Here is a 15,154-nt window from a genome sequence, read left to right on the forward strand (position 1 = left end):
ATTGCGCGCCACCCTTCATGAAAACAGTTTAACAAGTCGGATAAGACATGCTTGTGGCAACCCCCAAAGAGATTTGTTTGCTCCGCCTTTCCGCCCTCGGCGACGTCACGCACGTGCTACCCGTGATCAATACCTTACAAACGGCTTGGCCTGAGACGCGGATCACCTGGCTCGTCGGTCGCGGTGAACAAAAACTGCTGGAAGGCCTGCCCGGCGTGGATTTCGTCGTTTACGACAAGAAGTCCGGGTTCAAGGGCATGCGCGAGATTGGTCGCACGCTAAAAGCCAAATTGGGTGCCCACCGAAAGTTCGATGCCCTCCTGCAGATGCAAGTCGCCGCGCGCGCAAATCTGCTCTCGGCCTTCGTGCCCGCGACAATGCGCGTGGGCTACGACGCATCGCGCTCCAAAGATTTGCATGGCCTGTTCATCAATACGCGCATTGAAGATCGCCCCGGCATTCATGTCTTAGACGCGATAGGCAGTTTCGTCGAACCCCTTGGTCTGACACCTCTTCCGGTCACTTGGAAGATGCCCGTCCCAGAGGATGCATTTGAATGGGCACGCGCACAGTGGCCAGACGATGGCAGGCCTGTGTTGGCGATTTCGCCCTGCTCGAGTCACGTCAAACGCAATTGGTATGCCGACCGCTATGCCGCCGTTGCCGATCATGCAGTCACGCGCGGCTGGCGTGTCGTCTTATGCGGCGGGCGATCTGAGCTCGAACGCGCGATGGGCGATGCCATTCTCGCCGCCATGAAACACGACGCGCTCGACCTCATCGGCAAAGACACATTGAAGCAACTGCCGGCACTCCTCGCACGCGCAGATCTACTGATGACACCCGACTCCGGCCCCATGCATATCGCCAATGCGATGGGCACGAAAGTCTTAGGTCTACATGCTGCAAGCAACCCAAGACGCAGCGGCCCCTATTCGGACACACGCTACTGCGCGGACCGCTACGACGATGCCGCGCGCAAATATCTAGGGAAGCCCGCAGCTGAACTCAAGTGGGGCACAAAGATTGAACACGACGATGTCATGCAACTCATCACCGTGGAAGACGGCATCGCTGCCTTTGAACGTTACGTCGCCGACGGCGCGCGGTAATCTTCGTACGATTTTTCTTCCACGTATGAAGATCCCAAAGCCAAGTTGATGTCTTTCTTGATCTTGGCGCGCACGTCATTTTCGAAATACACGCTACGGGCCAATTGAATAAATTCATCGTCGAAGGCTTGTGCCTTTTCTTTCAGACGAATGTCGTCTTCAATCACCCAAAGGCGTTCGTTCACCGCTTTGAGATCCGCACGCAAAGCCGCGATGTCCTGCTTTGATGCCGGATGCGCGGCCCAAGTGGCATCCAAGGCCGTCAGCTCATTGCGCACATTGGCCAGCTTCGCGGCATCGTTCATGCGTTCAGATTTGATCTGGAGAATCGCGATCTTGTCGAGCAATTCACCGAAGGACACGGGCACTTGGATTTCAGACATATCAGACACCTGTAAATGAGGCCCCCAGTGTAGCGCCAGCCCCGTGTGGCTTGCCGAACGGCCGGCATCCGACTAACATAGGCGGCCATTCTGGAGAGGTGGCAGAGCGGTTGAATGTACCTGATTCGAAATCAGGCGTAGGTGTGAGCCTACCGGGGGTTCGAATCCCCCCCTCTCCGCCAGAATTGCTTCAAAGCCCCTGATCATTCAGGGGCTTTGTTGTTTTAGGCGGCTAAAACGTATTGGATCACGTAGTAGCCCACCAAATACAGCAGGGCGATGCCTGCCAGCAACACTTGAACACGCGGGTCTTTCGCACGCCAGCCAATCAAGGCGATGAGCAGCATCAATACCGCATGGATGGCGTAAGCCTCGCCCAATAGATGCCAGCGGCTATTGCCCTTAATGGCGGTGTCGACAAGATCAATCAGCGTAATTGCAGCGATCAGACCAAAGAATGCGCCCCGTCGATGCATCAGGTAGCCTTCGTAGCTTCCATGCTCGCCCACATCGCCCGGGAACAAGAAGGTCGCCAAGACGTAATACAGCGACGCGTAGGCAATGATGAAAAGGTAGGTCCCGAAGGTCCAATGCCGCACTTGGGTCAGCCCCGCTTCCCACCACCAGAAGGTCACGATCGATAGCAGCACCCACACCACCCAGCTCATATGCAGCCACGACCACCGATAGCGGGTCGGCTTCTCAATCAGCAAGGTGATGCCCGACAGCAATTTCGTGATGCCGAGCCCAAGAATGATGCCGAGCACCACGCGAATATGCAGATAGAGCTGCTCGTTATCCATCGCTGTCCCCTTCAAACATCACGGATGGCTTTCATCCTCTGTATTCTTGTGATTGGTGTCAAACAGGGGGCCCCATGACTACACAGACCGAGTGCTGGAACTGCACGGCGACGATGACTGCGGAAGATCCGGTGTGCCCGCGCTGCGGCCAAGCACCCAAAGACGATACGCCGCCGCCACCCACGCCGAAAGAACGCATCAAAGAAGCCGTGCAATTGGCACCGTTGTGGGCCAAGATCGCCGCAGGTATCGTCCTCGCGCTCATCCTCTTGTATCTCTGGAACCCGAGCAAAGGGCACAAGACCGACGTCGAGCCACCGAAAGCAGAAGCCAATGCCGCACCCGCAGCGCCTGCCCTGCCCAAACGCGATGGCCGTACCCCTGAAATGGAAAAGACCGCGGGCCAAGTGTGTCTGATCGCGCGACATGCCAAATCCATCACGGATTGCCAAATCACAGGCATCAGCCAAGAGATCGACATTCGCGCACCTGTCTATACGGAAGAGGCACAGCCGCTCTGTGACGAGCTCGCAAACTTGGTTCGCGCGAAGACTGGCGCCTTCCAAGGTACCGAGTGGAACCTGCGGATTTTCAGTACGCAAACCAAGGGCTACGCACTGGCGCAGTGCAAGTTGTCGACCTACTGATGAGGATCGCCGCGGAAGGCTGACATATAATCGTCAAAATTTTCGCGATACGGGCCTGCCCATGTTTTCACTGCAAACGATCTTCGGTTCCGGCAAACAGTTCTTTGATTTGTTGGACGAAGCGGCAGATGCCGCGCACGAAAGCACAAAGGCCCTCTCTCAGATGTTGAAGAATCCGGCGGCGAACTTGTCGTTGGATGCCTTCAAACTCGCGCGTCAACGCGAGCGCGTCGCATCGGACAAAATCAATCACGCTTTGGTGGATAGCTTCATCACCCCGATCGAACGCGAAGACATCGAATCGTTGAGCTCGGCGCTCTACAAAATCCCGAAACAAGTCGAACGTTTTGCAGACCGTTACGACCTTGCGCGTCACCGCTTGGAACACATCGAATTCGCGCCGCGCGCTGCGATGCTCGAGCAAGCAGCCGGCGTGGTCGTTGAGATGGTGTCCGAACTGCGTCACATGCGCGTTGAAGAAATGAGCAGACTCAACGAGCGTTTGCGCGTGCTTGAAGCCGAGGCCGATCGACTGCTGCTTGAAATGCACCGTGAGATCTATTCGGGCCGCTTGGATGCTGCCGATATGTTCTTGCTAAAAGAATTCTTCGAGATTCTGGAAAAAGCCATCGATCGATGCCGCGAAGCCGGTGTGGTGGCTTATCAAATCGTTCTGAAGAACTCCTGAGATCACGCTGATGCTGACCCTCTTGCTGCTGGTGATCTTCGCCGCACTGGTCTTCGAGTTCATCAACGGCTTCCACGACACGGCAAACTCGATTGCCACCGTCGTCGCCACGAAGGTGCTGACACCCGGCAAGGCCGTGATGTTGGCCGCCTCAATGAACTTGATCGGCGCGTTCTTCGGCACCGCAGTAGCGAAAACCATCTCTTCCGGCCTGATTGACGCAGAGGTCGTTCAAGTGACATCTCAGGTGATCTTGTGCGCACTGATGGGCGGCATTACCTGGAACCTGATTACCTGGTGGTTCGGTCTGCCCTCTTCGTCTTCCCACGCCCTCATTGGCGGTCTATGCGGCGCGGCTTTGTCTGCTTCGCATGGCAACTGGCATGCCTTGGTCTGGTCGCAAGCCAGCGTTGAAGGCTGGACACATAACAAAGGCTTGCTGTGGAAAGTTGTGCTGCCGATGGTGTCTTCGCCATTAGCAGGCTTCCTATTGGGCGTGCTGATCTTGGCACTGCTTTACGCCCTCATATACGGATTGAGCAAGGTACCCGGTGTTTTGGGCCGTTTTGCGCGTCCGCGTTGGGTCAATGCCTTCTTCGGTAAAGCGCAATTGGCCTCTGCGGCTTACATGGGTTTTGCACACGGCAGCAATGACGCGCAAAAAACCATGGGCATCATCGCGCTCGCTTTGTTTGGCGCGCAAGCCGCAGGCACCTTGGACACCCTGCCCGCGTGGCTCGCGTTCTTGCACCCAAGCAGCAGCGACAACGCGCATATCGACTCTTGGATCATCGCCACCTGTGCATTGGTGATGGCAGCCGGTACCGCAGCAGGCGGCTGGCGCATCATCAAGACCTTGGGTCACAAGATGGTGAAGCTGCAGCCAATCGACGGTTTTGCCGCTGAAACGGCATCGGCCACGATCTTGGTAACCGCAGCGCATTTCGGTATGCCGGTGTCGACCACGCACAGCATTTCGACGGCCATCATGGGTGTGGGCTTCGGTAAGAACCCGAAAGCGCTCAAGATCACGGTGATTGAACGCATTATTTGGGCGTGGATATTGACCATCCCGGCAGCGGGTGGTGTCGCCTACTTGCTGTACAAAATTGTTGAGCGAATGGGTTGGGCCTAAGGCCTAATCCTTTAGCGTTTGCTCAAAGCCTCGCGTCCACGATTTCTCGTGGAAGTACATGCTTGACGTCATAGACCACACACGTGGGCTTTCCAAGACCGCGGATGTACTCTTGCTTCATCGCCTTGAATTCAGCATGCCCGACAGCCAAGATCACGGCGTCATAGACACCCTGCTCTGGCTGATCAATCAAACGAATGCCAAATTCTCGCTGTGCTTCGTCCGCATCGACCCACGGATCAAATACGTCTACGACGGCGTTATACCCGTGCAATGACTGCACCATTTCAATGACACGCGTATTGCGCAAATCCGGGCAGTTCTCTTTGAAAGCAAATCCCAAAACCAACACGCGCGCACCGCCCGGGCTCATGCCTTTTCGCACCATCAGCGAAATGACTTGATCCGCGACAAATGATCCCATTCCATCATTTGTTCTTCGCGCCGCGATAATGAGATCCGGGTAGTACCCGACGCTCTGCGCCTTTTGAATCAGATAGTACGGATCTACGCCGATGCAATGTCCGCCCACCAATCCGGGCTTGAATGGCAAGAAGTTCCACTTTGTACCTGCAGCTTCAAGCACATCGTTTGTATCGATGCCAAGCCGCTGAAAAATCAACGCGAACTCATTCATCAGTGCGATATTCACATCGCGCTGCGTGTTCTCAATTACTTTAGACGCTTCGGCGACCTTGATTGATGAAGCTTTGTGCGTACCGGCGACAATAATTCGCCCGTAAAGCGCGTCTACAAAATCAGCCACATCTTCTGTAGAACCTGACGTGACCTTCTTGATATTCGGAAGGCGATGGGACTTATCGCCTGGGTTAATTCTTTCGGGAGAATAGCCTAAGGAGAAATATCCCTTTCCTTGCTCATCCAACTGCATCGCAGATGTTTGCGAATCTGCGCCGTTAACTCGCAGGCCTGAGGCTCGCTCCAAAATAGGCGCGCAAACTTCTTCCGTGCAACCAGGGTAAACCGTGCTTTCGAAGATCACAGTATCGCCGGGTTTCAAAATACTGCCAATGGCTTCACTTGCCTTTTCCAATGGCGTTAGGTCCGGCCGTTTTGCCAAATCAATAGGCGTCGGAACCGTCACAACGTAGACGTTGCATTCTGAAATATCGTTCAGCTGGTCTGAAAAGCGCAATTGAGTCGCTTCGGCCAACAACTCCGGTTCAACTTCCAGCGTACTGTCTTTGCCGGATTTCAGTTCGGCAATACGTGGCGAATTTATGTCATAGCCGATGGTTGCGAACTGCTTGCCAAATTCCACAGCTAGCGGCAAGCCTACATATCCCAAACCGACGACCGCAATCTTTACGCCATCCAGATTAACCTGGTTAATCACAAAATCCCCTAACCTCAGCGGAATGCTTCAGCCTCTAGTATGACGTGGCGCGCGGCAATGGCGAAGGGCTTAACCCGAGACGCCCTGAAGTAACCCTTGCTCAGGGAGTCGTGCTGGGCGATATCGGGGGCACATCGAAATGGTTGCGTACATTTGCCGACAAATACGGCGCGAACACGCTAGCCGGCACATCGACCCTTTGCACGCCATCGGCATAGCCGGCAACTTGGTACGGCGGGAAGATAAAAGTGATGCCGATCATCTTGCCATTACTGTCTAGCATTGGCTCGAAGTCTTGATAGTTTTCGGCGCTGGGCTGAGTGCCTTCTTCTACCAAGGGTTTCAATTGGGCGAGTAAGGCAGCTTTTTCTGCATCGGAAAGCTGATCTTCTTCGAAGCGCTCGCCTGCCTGCTTTAACAGCGCTTCTTTCACGAATTTGGACAGGGCTTGCCACCCTTCCGGGGTGGACACCAAATCATTGGCTGTGATGAGCCGTTCGCCGCGAACGTCCCAAACAAATCGGCGAATCAAAGCATTCCCATGTTCGCCACCGGTATACATGCTGCCGTCAGCCGAGAAGGTGCGTACAGCGGGGCTGTTGCCCGGGAGTTCTCGGAATTCCAAACTCAAGTCATAGGGCGCGCCCGGCGAGCCAGGCTTTACATCGCGCGCAGCAATGATGAGCCGATCGCGCGAAGCATCTGCAAAAGCCTTGATTTCAGACTTGAGCGGTGGCGGAATGCTGACATCTTTTGGAAAGGTGATGCCGATCAGGTATGTGGGCTTTTGTTCGATGATGTCGGTTAGATCGACATCGGCCACCTGCGCTGCACCGGCTTGCGCACTAGGCGTATTCACAGCGCCCGGAGAAGGTGTTTTGTCACAACCAGCGATCAAGGCTGCCATGACGACACTCACCGCCATCGGCAGGCACCAACGTTTTGCCACCACGCCATACATTAGTTCGAGTTCCGCAGATCTTCGTATTCGGGGTGTTTGGTGATATACGCGTCAGCATAAGAGCACGCAGGAATGACTTTCAAGCCTTCTGCGCGCGCATAGTCCAACGCAGTCTTCATGAGCGTCCCGGCAATTCCTCGACCCCCGATCTCACTCGGCACAATGGTGTGATCGATCGACATCACAGCGTCGTCCATGTGGTACTCGATATAGCCGGTATGCCCATCTACTACAGTTTCGAATCGATGCCGCGTGGCATCGTGTTTGACGGCGGCAGACATAGACTCCCTTTGTGACACGTCACTGTCACTGCATCTCAAATTTGAGCGCTCATTTTCAACAATAGCCCGTCCAGAGGATGTGAGTGTGGCGTCAAGATGACCACACGTTAAACTGACGCTTGCCATTTAAGAGCATGAAATATGAAGCGATACGTCTGGATACTGGGTGCCTCCCTATTTTCTGGTAGTGCCTTGGCGGGAGCCGCTGCGGACCTACACAGCACGGCTGAAAAGAACGGCTTCGTACGCACGGCGCGTTACGCCGAGACCATTGCCCTCTGCGATGCATTTGAGCGACATTATCCGGGCAAGGTCGACTGCACGACGTTTGGCACGACGCCTGAAGGGCGTCCGCAGAAGGCCATGATTATTTCGCCCAGCGGTTACCTGAGCCCGAAGACGGCCAAGGCCAACAAGCAAACCGTGCTCTTGATTCAAGGCGGCATCCACGCCGGGGAAATCGACGGCAAGGACGCAGGCTTTCAAGTCTTTAGACAAATGTTGGATGGCGAGCTTGGCAAAGACATTCTGAAGAATGTGGTTGTGGTGTTCGTACCTGTCTTCAATGTCGACGGGCATGAAAATTTCCGCGCATGGAACCGACCCAATCAGCGTGGCCCCGAGGAAATGGGCTTCCGCACCACTGCGCAGCGCTACAACTTGAACCGTGACTATTTAAAAGTTGAAGCGCCGGAAATGCGCGCAATGATGGGCTTGGTGCGTGCATGGGATCCGGCGGCTGAAATGGATTTGCATGTCACTGACGGTGCGAAGTTTCAGCACGACATTTCAATCACCGCAGAGCCGGTCAATTCCGGTGATGACGACCTGCAAGTTTTGGGTCGTAAGGTGCGTGACCAAGTGATCGATGAGTTGAAGTCTGCCGGCAACAAGCCGGTTGCCTTCTATCCGAGTTTTGATGATTCAGAAGACCCGATGTCCGGCTTCACCGATAGCGTGAGCCCGCCGCGTTTTTCGAATGGGTATTTCGTGCTGCGCAATCGCATCGGCATTTTGGTGGAGACGCATTCTTGGCGCACCTACCCTGAGCGTGTGGCTTCGACGCGCACGTCGATCATTGGTTTGGTGAAAGCGGCCAGTCGCGATGGTGCCGATTGGCAAGCCCGTATGACGCGCGCTGACCAACGTGCAGCCATGTTGGGCGGTTCGCGCGTTGCTGTGACGTATGACACCGACAAACAAGCGCGCACGATCGACTTCTTGGGCTATGCCTATGCGCGCACGAAGTCTGCGGTTTCCGGCGACTTGATGACGCGTTACGACGAAAGCAAGCCGGAAGTGTGGAAGTTGCCCTTGCGCGATGTCGTGCATCCTTCGGAATTCATCGTTGCGCCTAAGGGCGGCTATGTCGTGTTGGCTGCGTGGCGCCCGTATGTGCAGCCGGTCTTGGACGCCCATGGCGTGACCTATTCGAAGATCAAGCAAGGCGCGAAGGCGGCTGCCGTGGAAACATTCCGCGCCGATGAAGCCAAGTTCGCCGCAACCTCGTTTGAAGGCCACCAACGCCTGACATTGAAGGGTCAATGGAAGGCTGAGAACTACGACATTCCGGCAGGCAGTTTGTATGTGCCTGTGAATCAGGCGTTGTCGCGTGTGGTCATCAATTTGTTTGAGCCCGCGGCACCGGATGCCTTGGTCGGCTGGGGTGTGTTCAACAACGCTTTTGAAAGCAAGGAATACATGGAGCCCTACGTGGCCGAAGAAGAAGCTGAAAAGATGTTGGCCAAAGACCCGGCATTGAAGAAGGCGTTTGAAGCGCGATTGGCGCAAGATCCGGCCTTTGCCAAATCACCTTCGGCGCGCTTGAACTTCTTCTATCGTCGTCATGCGGCGTTTGATCCGAAGTTGAACTTGTATCCAGTCGTTCGTACGGACAAAGCATTGACGCGCTAAAGGGAGTCTGATCGGTGGGCAGACAGCGAAATCGACGTGAGCGGATGAATGATCGCGCGTTGCGATCACCGATGCGGGGTTGGATCGCAATCTTCGGCTGCGCCTTGTTGGCCGTTTGGTTGCTGTCGCGGCAATTCTCTGGCGTGGCGTCGGCTGAGGCACCGGCGCCACAAGGCCCTTCGATTGAGAGTCGTACGACTGAACACACGCAGGCAGCGCATGCGCCACAGGCAAACACGTCAAACCTGCCCGTCGAGGCCATCGAAACGCTGCGCAAGATTCAAAGTGGCGGGCGATTGCCGTATCGACGTGATGGTGTGGTGTTTGAAAATCGCGAGCGTCTGCTGCCCGACAAACCACGCGGCTACTACCACGAGTACACCGTGCCGACGCCCGGCCTCAATCACCGTGGCGCGCGTCGAATCGTGACCGGCGGCAACCCGCCCGAGATTTGGTATTACAGTGCCGATCATTACCGGAGTTTTAGGCAGGTGGAACCATGACGACATCTGACGAACTGCCCTATGCATCGCCCACCTTGCTGCATGGGCATCCGATCAGTTTGATTGCGCGCGAGGACCTGCCGGCCTTGCTTGCGGAGTGTGCTGAAGAAGACATCACACCGATCGACGTCTATGTGCGCGCGGCCTTGAATAAACATGCGATGTTGGAAGCCTTCGCCAAAGGCATGCAGTATCCCGAGCCCGATCAGTTCGGTTTCAACTGGGATGCCTTTGAAGACGCCATCAATGATTTGTCATGGCTGCCGGGTTCGGGCTTCGTGGTGATATTCAGCACCCACGAGCACGCGGCCAAATCGGACGCCGAAGACCTGCACATGTTGCGCGAGATTTTGACCCAAGCGCATGTGAACTGGGCCGAGTCTGAAATCCCTTTCCGTACCTATGTGGTGAGCCACTCGGATGACAGCTTGAACGGCCGTTCAAGCGGCCATTCACATTGAGGCGTACACTATGTGCCCGCGAAGCGCCACTGCTTTCGCCAAAGGCGCACGCCATGAGTACTGAAACCACCCCCACCTCCTTTGCCGATCTCGGCCTGTCCGATGGCTTGCTCAAAGCCCTGAAAGACGTTGGTTACGAGCATCCGTCCCCGATTCAAGCGGCCACCATTCCGCCCTTGATGGAAGGCCGCGACGTGCTTGGCCAAGCACAAACCGGAACCGGTAAAACCGCCGCATTTGCGTTGCCGTTGCTGTCGAACATCGACCCCAAGCTGAACAAGCCGCAGGTGCTCGTTCTGGCGCCGACGCGCGAGCTGGCGATCCAGGTCAGTGAGGCCTTCCATAAATACGCCTCGCATTTGCAGGGCTTCAACGTGGTGCCGATCTACGGTGGCCAGAGCTACACCCCGCAGCTGTCTGCGCTGAAGCGCGGTGCGCATGTGGTCGTGGGTACGCCGGGCCGCGTCATTGATCACCTCGAAAAGGGTTCGCTTGACCTGTCTGGCCTGAAAGCCTTGGTGCTGGACGAAGCGGACGAAATGCTGCGCATGGGCTTCATCGACGATGTCGAAGCCGTGCTCAAGAAGACGCCCGAAGGCCGCCAAGTCGCATTGTTCTCAGCGACGATGCCGGCCGTGATTCGTCGCATTGCGCAAACCTATTTGAACAATCCGGTTGAAGTCACGATCAAGTCGACGACGACGACCGCGGCCAACATCACGCAGCGCTATTGGGCGGTCAGTGGTGTGCACAAACTCGACGCCTTGACCCGCATTCTCGAGGCCGAACCGTTTGACGGCATGATCATTTTCTCGCGCACCAAGATTGGTACCGAGGAATTGGCTGAGAAGTTGTCTGCGCGTGGCATTGCCGCGGCAGCGATCAATGGCGACATGGATCAGAAAGCGCGCGAGCGTACGATTCAACGCTTGAAAGACGGCAACATTGACGTCTTGGTCGCGACCGACGTCGCCGCACGTGGTTTGGACGTTGAGCGCATCAGCCACGTCGTGAACTACGACATTCCGTATGACACCGAAAGCTATGTGCACCGTATCGGCCGTACCGGTCGTGCCGGTCGCAAAGGTGACGCGATCTTGTTCGTGACCCCGCGTGAGCGTGGCATGTTGCGTTCTATTGAACGCGCTACGCGTCAAACCATCGAGTCGATGGCCTTGCCGACGGTGGCTGACGTCAACACGCGTCGTGTCGAGCGTTTCTTCGAAAAGGTGACGGGTGCGCTTGACGGTGATGGCGTTCAACCTTTGAAAGAAATGCTTGAGCAGTTCGAACGCGAGCGCAATATCCCGATGTCGGAAATCGCCGCTGCCCTCGCCCACTTGGTGCAAGGTAAGAAGCCGCTATTGCTCGATGCGCGTGATGAAGCCGCTGGTGCGAAGGGTTTTGCAGCCGATCGTCCGGAACGCAGCAGCCGCAAAGAACGCATGGGTCATGACGGTGAGCGCCCAGAACGCAAGCCGCGTGCACCGCGCGCTGAAGGCCCGATCTCAGATGTGCCGATGGAAACCTTCCGCATAGATGTCGGTCATTCGCATCAGGTGAAGCCAGGCAACATTGTCGGCGCCATTGCCAATGAAGCAGAGATCGACGCACGCCATATTGGCCGCGTGGATATCCGCGACGATTACTCGCTGGTCGATCTGCCGCAAGGCATGCCGGACGAATTGCTCTCGTACATGAAAAAAGTGCGTGTGGCGGGCCGTCCGATTCAATTGCGCGTGGCGACCGACGCCGACATCAATGCGCCGTCCTTCCGTCCGCGCAAAGGCAAGCCGGAAGGTGGCTTTGAACGTCGCGAAGGCGGCTACCCACCGCGCGGCCCGAAGAAGTTCGGCGGCGGTGGCGGCGGCAAGAAATTTCGCGACTAAACGCGCGGCAGAGCAAACGCAGGCAGCGGCAAGCCGAATGCCTGCGCAAACAGCCAATACGCAATGACAGCCATCGCGATCCATAGCAAGACCTTGAACGCAAAGCTCAAGGTCTTGATCGCGAGCCAAAGCAGTAAGACGAGTACTGCGATCGCAACCCAACTCACAGCGGGCCGTCCTTAGCGCTGGCGAATTGAACGCCCTGCATGGGTTTCAATTGAGGGTCGAGTGCGACGCGTTCGTCAAAGACGAAGCAGCCGCCCGTGTAGCCGGTTTCACCGACATCTTCGAAGTAGCGCAAGATACCGCCCTCTAGTTGCATGACGTTTTCGAACCCTGCCGATGCCAGGAACGGGGCGGCCTTTTCGCAGCGCACGCCGCCGGTACAGAAGCTGACGATGCGGCGGCCTTCCAATTGTCCACGGACCGTTTCAACCGCTTCAGGCAGGTCATTGAATTTTTTGATCGGCAAGGTGACGGCATCTGTGAACGTGCCGAACGCCACTTCTTGTTGATTGCGTGTATCGAGCATCACCACTTCGCGGCCTTCGTCGTCGTGTCCTTGCGCAAACCAACGTGCCAGCGTTTCCGGCAGCACTGAAGGTGAACGTGCGGCACCGGTCGCGGCAGGTCTGCCCGCGAATGAAATAATCTCGCGCTTTTGTTTGACCTTGAGGCGTCGGAACGGGACGTCTTCGCTCCAGCTGCGTTTGATGACGAGACCGGCGAGGCGCGTATCTTCTTGGAGTTCGGTCAGACAGGCTTCCAGGCTTTCTGGCTCACCGGCTAAAAAGAAGTTCACGCCTTCAGGCGCCACCAACACCGAACCAAGCAGCGCGTGCGCGTCGCAAATCGAATAGATGCGCTCGGCCGTGTCTGGGACGTCGTGGATGTCAGCGAAGTGGTACGCCGCGATATTCAGAATCATGCGGCCATTTTAGCGTTGTCGCGCCGGTTTAGCGTTTGTCTGCAAAGGCGAAGGCTACGGCACCCAACAAGCACGCGAAGGCGGCCAGATGGTTCCAGCGCAGGCGCTCATCAAACATGAAGTAGGCGAACACCACGAAAACCACCAAAGTGATGCATTCCTGCGCGATCTTCATCTGCGTCAGGCTGAGTGTCATGGCGCCGGCACGATTGCCGGGCACCATGAACATGTATTCAAACAAGGCGAGTCCCCAGCTAGCGAGAATCGCGATCCAAACCGGACTGTGTTTGAACTTGAGGTGCCCGTACCACGCAAAGTTCATGAAGATGTTGGAGACCGTCAACATCAACACGAACTTCCAGGTCGCGGGCATCTCGCTTACTTACCGCGCTTGGCTGCAGCCGCCGCTGCCGCCGCAACAGCCGCGCGCTCGGCTTCGTCTTTGCGCCACGCAGCGATTTCTGGCTGGTCTTTGAGCACCTTGCTGTCGGGATCCAAGGTGTAGGTTTCGAACGGCTTGAGTTCAAAGCTGCCCTTGCCTTGATTCATCGGCAATTTCACCACGCGATTTCCAACGCGCACGTCAATCGGCAACGGGAAAGGTTTGCCATTACCTGTTTGCCATTCGACGTTCACACGGTGTCCGCTCTGTGTTGCCACCAACGCGGGAATCTTCGCTTCACGCACATAGGCATCGAAGAACCACGCCCACTTTTTACCTGTGATCTTGTCGACGATCGCGACGTAGTCGTTGGTGGTGGCGTAACGCGGCTTGAAATTGCCGGGCTTCGGATCGTTGCGACCGTAGACGAGCTCGCGCATGCTGCGACGGAATGCCGCATCACCAATCTGATTGCGCAAGGTGTGCAGAATCCAAGCGCCCTTGTAATAGATGTCCGTGCCCGGGTCGATCGCTTCCGCTGCGGCTTCGCCATGTGGCCGAGGTTTGCCACTGACCATGGCATGTGCATTGCGAATCAAACCGCGTTGACGAAGCATCTCTGCGTCGTAGTTCACGCGGCCACGCAGCCACTCCAAATACAGTGGCTGCATGTACATGGCAAAGCCTTCGTGCAACCACATGTCGTCCCAATCGGCATTGGTGATTTGATTGCCAAACCACTCATGCGCGAATTCATGGTTCATCAGCCAGTCGTAGCCGTTGATGTCTTTCTTGTAGCCATTGCCATATGCATTGATCGTTTGGTGTTCCATGCCCAAATGTGGCGTTTCGACAATGCCGACTTTGTCTTTCGGAAACGGGTACGGACCGACAACTTCTTCGAAGAAGTTGAGATACAAAGGCAGTTCTTCATAGAGGCCGCGCGCTTTGGCGTCATTGCCCTTGAGGTAATAGAAAACCATCGGCAAGGTGTTGCCGAATCTGCTTTGATAGTTCGACTTCAGCGTGTCATACGGTGCGATGTTCAGTGCGATTGCGTACGTGGTCGGTTCGGTCGCTTTCCAGTTGTAGGTGGTCCAACCGTCTTTGCTGCTTTCACCCAAGAACACACCGTTTGATGCAGCGACCAAACCTTGCGGCACGGTGATGTGCTGAATCACTTGCAGTGGTTTGCCCATCGGGTGGTCGACGCACGGCCACAATAAATCACAGCCCTCGCCTTCAACGGCGGTCGCAATCCACGGTTGTCCGCTCGGCGTTTTTGCCCACACAATGCCGCCGTCCCACGGTGCGCGCTTCGCGACTTGTGGGCTGCCGGCGTAGACCAATTTCACTTCGAATGCCGTATTCGCCGACGCTGCGACGGGGAAGCTGATGCGGCCTTCCTTCCAGCTGTACTCGGATTTCGACAACACTTTGCCGTTCACTTCAAAGCGCGACAACGCATAGCGCGGGTCGAGTTCAATGGCGAATTGTTGAATGGCATGTTTCGGCGTGAAGGTGAGACGCGCCTCGCCTGCAAGGGTTTTCTTGGTCGGGTCGACTTTGAAAGACAGCTCGGCGACATCGAAGCGTGTCGATTGCTGTTCGAGCGTCATGCCGAGGCCCGATGTGGCGGTGTAATCAATCGCGAAAGCAGGCGCCGTAGCGCCTGCGAGAATCAGCGTCAAAACATGCTTGCGCATCGGT

General features: G+C 56.2%; 17 protein-coding genes and 1 tRNA gene. 9 read left to right on the plus strand and 9 right to left on the minus strand.

The features are described 5' to 3' along the window. Positions 1 to 47 precede the first annotated feature (47 nt). Positions 48 to 1,112, plus strand: a complete 1,065-nt coding sequence (locus G7069_RS10365; protein ID WP_166297271.1) for a glycosyltransferase family 9 protein — start codon at positions 48 to 50, stop codon at positions 1,110 to 1,112. Here G7069_RS10365 and G7069_RS10370 read toward each other — a convergent pair. Beyond that, positions 1,088 to 1,495 carry a DUF6165 family protein gene (locus G7069_RS10370; protein ID WP_166297273.1) on the minus strand — a complete coding sequence of 136 codons (408 nt, stop codon included), beginning with the start codon at positions 1,493 to 1,495 and terminating at the stop codon, positions 1,088 to 1,090. The two genes, G7069_RS10365 and G7069_RS10370, sit on opposite strands and share 25 nt — an antisense overlap. Positions 1,496 to 1,587: 92 nt before the next feature. On the opposite strand from G7069_RS10370, the gene G7069_RS10375 reads away from it, so the two are divergent. Further along, positions 1,588 to 1,677: transfer RNA gene (locus G7069_RS10375), tRNA-Ser, on the plus strand. Positions 1,678 to 1,719: 42 nt separating this feature from the next. On the opposite strand, the gene G7069_RS10380 is transcribed toward G7069_RS10375, so the two are convergent. After that, entirely contained in the window at positions 1,720 to 2,298 is a 579-nt protein-coding gene (locus tag G7069_RS10380; protein WP_166297275.1) for a hypothetical protein, read from the minus strand. A gap of 74 nt (positions 2,299 to 2,372) precedes the next feature. On the opposite strand from G7069_RS10380, the gene G7069_RS10385 reads away from it, so the two are divergent. The 3 genes from G7069_RS10385 (at position 2,373) to G7069_RS10395 (ending at position 4,768) form a co-directional block, all read left to right on the plus strand. After that, a complete protein-coding gene (locus G7069_RS10385; protein WP_166297277.1) occupies positions 2,373 to 2,945 on the plus strand; it encodes a hypothetical protein in 573 nt (190 codons plus the stop codon). Between the two features lie 61 nt (positions 2,946 to 3,006). Further along, positions 3,007 to 3,633 carry a pit accessory protein gene (locus G7069_RS10390; protein WP_166297279.1) on the plus strand — a complete coding sequence of 209 codons (627 nt, stop codon included), beginning with the start codon at positions 3,007 to 3,009 and terminating at the stop codon, positions 3,631 to 3,633. Positions 3,634 to 3,643: 10 nt separating this feature from the next. After that, on the plus strand, positions 3,644 to 4,768 hold the full coding sequence (locus G7069_RS10395) for an inorganic phosphate transporter (RefSeq protein WP_166297281.1): 1,125 nt from the start codon (positions 3,644 to 3,646) through the stop codon (positions 4,766 to 4,768). Between the two features lie 22 nt (positions 4,769 to 4,790). Here the strand turns inward: G7069_RS10395 and tviB are convergent, their stop codons facing one another. The 3 genes from tviB to G7069_RS10410 all read right to left on the minus strand — a co-directional run bounded on the left by tviB (position 4,791) and on the right by G7069_RS10410 (position 7,367). After that, positions 4,791 to 6,125, minus strand: coding sequence for a Vi polysaccharide biosynthesis UDP-N-acetylglucosamine C-6 dehydrogenase TviB (gene tviB / locus G7069_RS10400; RefSeq protein WP_305055012.1), 1,335 nt, complete (start codon positions 6,123 to 6,125; stop codon positions 4,791 to 4,793). A gap of 100 nt (positions 6,126 to 6,225) precedes the next feature. Beyond that, complete coding sequence (locus G7069_RS10405) at positions 6,226 to 7,074, minus strand: RsiV family protein (protein ID WP_205758724.1); 849 nt, start codon at positions 7,072 to 7,074, stop codon at positions 6,226 to 6,228. 11 nt (positions 7,075 to 7,085) lie between these two features. Beyond that, positions 7,086 to 7,367: a GNAT family N-acetyltransferase gene (locus tag G7069_RS10410; protein ID WP_166297285.1), complete on the minus strand. Its 282-nt coding sequence runs from the start codon at positions 7,365 to 7,367 to the stop codon at positions 7,086 to 7,088. Positions 7,368 to 7,508: 141 nt separating this feature from the next. Here G7069_RS10410 and G7069_RS10415 point away from each other — a divergent pair, with 141 nt between their 5' ends. Genes G7069_RS10415 through G7069_RS10430 form a run of 4 tightly spaced genes read left to right on the plus strand, consistent with a single transcriptional unit; the run spans position 7,509 to position 12,134 of the window. Continuing rightward, positions 7,509 to 9,281: a M14 family zinc carboxypeptidase gene (locus G7069_RS10415; RefSeq protein ID WP_166297287.1), complete on the plus strand. Its 1,773-nt coding sequence runs from the start codon at positions 7,509 to 7,511 to the stop codon at positions 9,279 to 9,281. A 44-nt stretch (positions 9,282 to 9,325) separates the two neighbouring features. Next, positions 9,326 to 9,784 (plus strand): ribonuclease domain-containing protein, encoded by a 459-nt coding sequence (locus G7069_RS10420; RefSeq protein ID WP_240912583.1) that lies wholly within the window; start codon positions 9,326 to 9,328, stop codon positions 9,782 to 9,784. Further along, positions 9,781 to 10,245 carry a barstar family protein gene (locus G7069_RS10425; RefSeq protein ID WP_166297289.1) on the plus strand — a complete coding sequence of 155 codons (465 nt, stop codon included), beginning with the start codon at positions 9,781 to 9,783 and terminating at the stop codon, positions 10,243 to 10,245. The genes G7069_RS10420 and G7069_RS10425 overlap by 4 nt, the downstream gene beginning before the upstream one ends. 53 nt (positions 10,246 to 10,298) lie before the next feature. Next, positions 10,299 to 12,134 (plus strand): DEAD/DEAH box helicase, encoded by a 1,836-nt coding sequence (locus tag G7069_RS10430; protein ID WP_166297291.1) that lies wholly within the window; start codon positions 10,299 to 10,301, stop codon positions 12,132 to 12,134. On the opposite strand, the gene G7069_RS10435 is transcribed toward G7069_RS10430, so the two are convergent. From G7069_RS10435 to G7069_RS10450, 4 genes are read right to left on the minus strand one after another with little or no spacing between them, the layout of a single operon-like run. Further along, positions 12,131 to 12,301, minus strand: a complete 171-nt coding sequence (locus G7069_RS10435) for a hypothetical protein (protein ID WP_166297293.1) — start codon at positions 12,299 to 12,301, stop codon at positions 12,131 to 12,133. The genes G7069_RS10430 and G7069_RS10435 overlap by 4 nt on opposite strands. Continuing rightward, a complete protein-coding gene (locus G7069_RS10440; RefSeq protein ID WP_166297295.1) occupies positions 12,298 to 13,062 on the minus strand; it encodes a sulfurtransferase in 765 nt (254 codons plus the stop codon). The genes G7069_RS10435 and G7069_RS10440 overlap by 4 nt, the downstream gene beginning before the upstream one ends. 28 nt (positions 13,063 to 13,090) lie before the next feature. Next, positions 13,091 to 13,435, minus strand: a complete 345-nt coding sequence (locus G7069_RS10445; RefSeq protein WP_166297297.1) for a DMT family protein — start codon at positions 13,433 to 13,435, stop codon at positions 13,091 to 13,093. A 5-nt stretch (positions 13,436 to 13,440) separates the two neighbouring features. Next, the gene (locus G7069_RS10450) at positions 13,441 to 15,150 is read right to left on the minus strand and encodes a M1 family metallopeptidase (RefSeq protein ID WP_166297299.1); all 1,710 of its coding nucleotides are present in this window, start codon (positions 15,148 to 15,150) and stop codon (positions 13,441 to 13,443) included. Positions 15,151 to 15,154: the final 4 nt, after the last annotated feature.

Source organism: Lysobacter sp. HDW10 (assembly GCF_011300685.1).
GTDB lineage: Bacteria > Pseudomonadota > Gammaproteobacteria > Xanthomonadales > Xanthomonadaceae > Solilutibacter.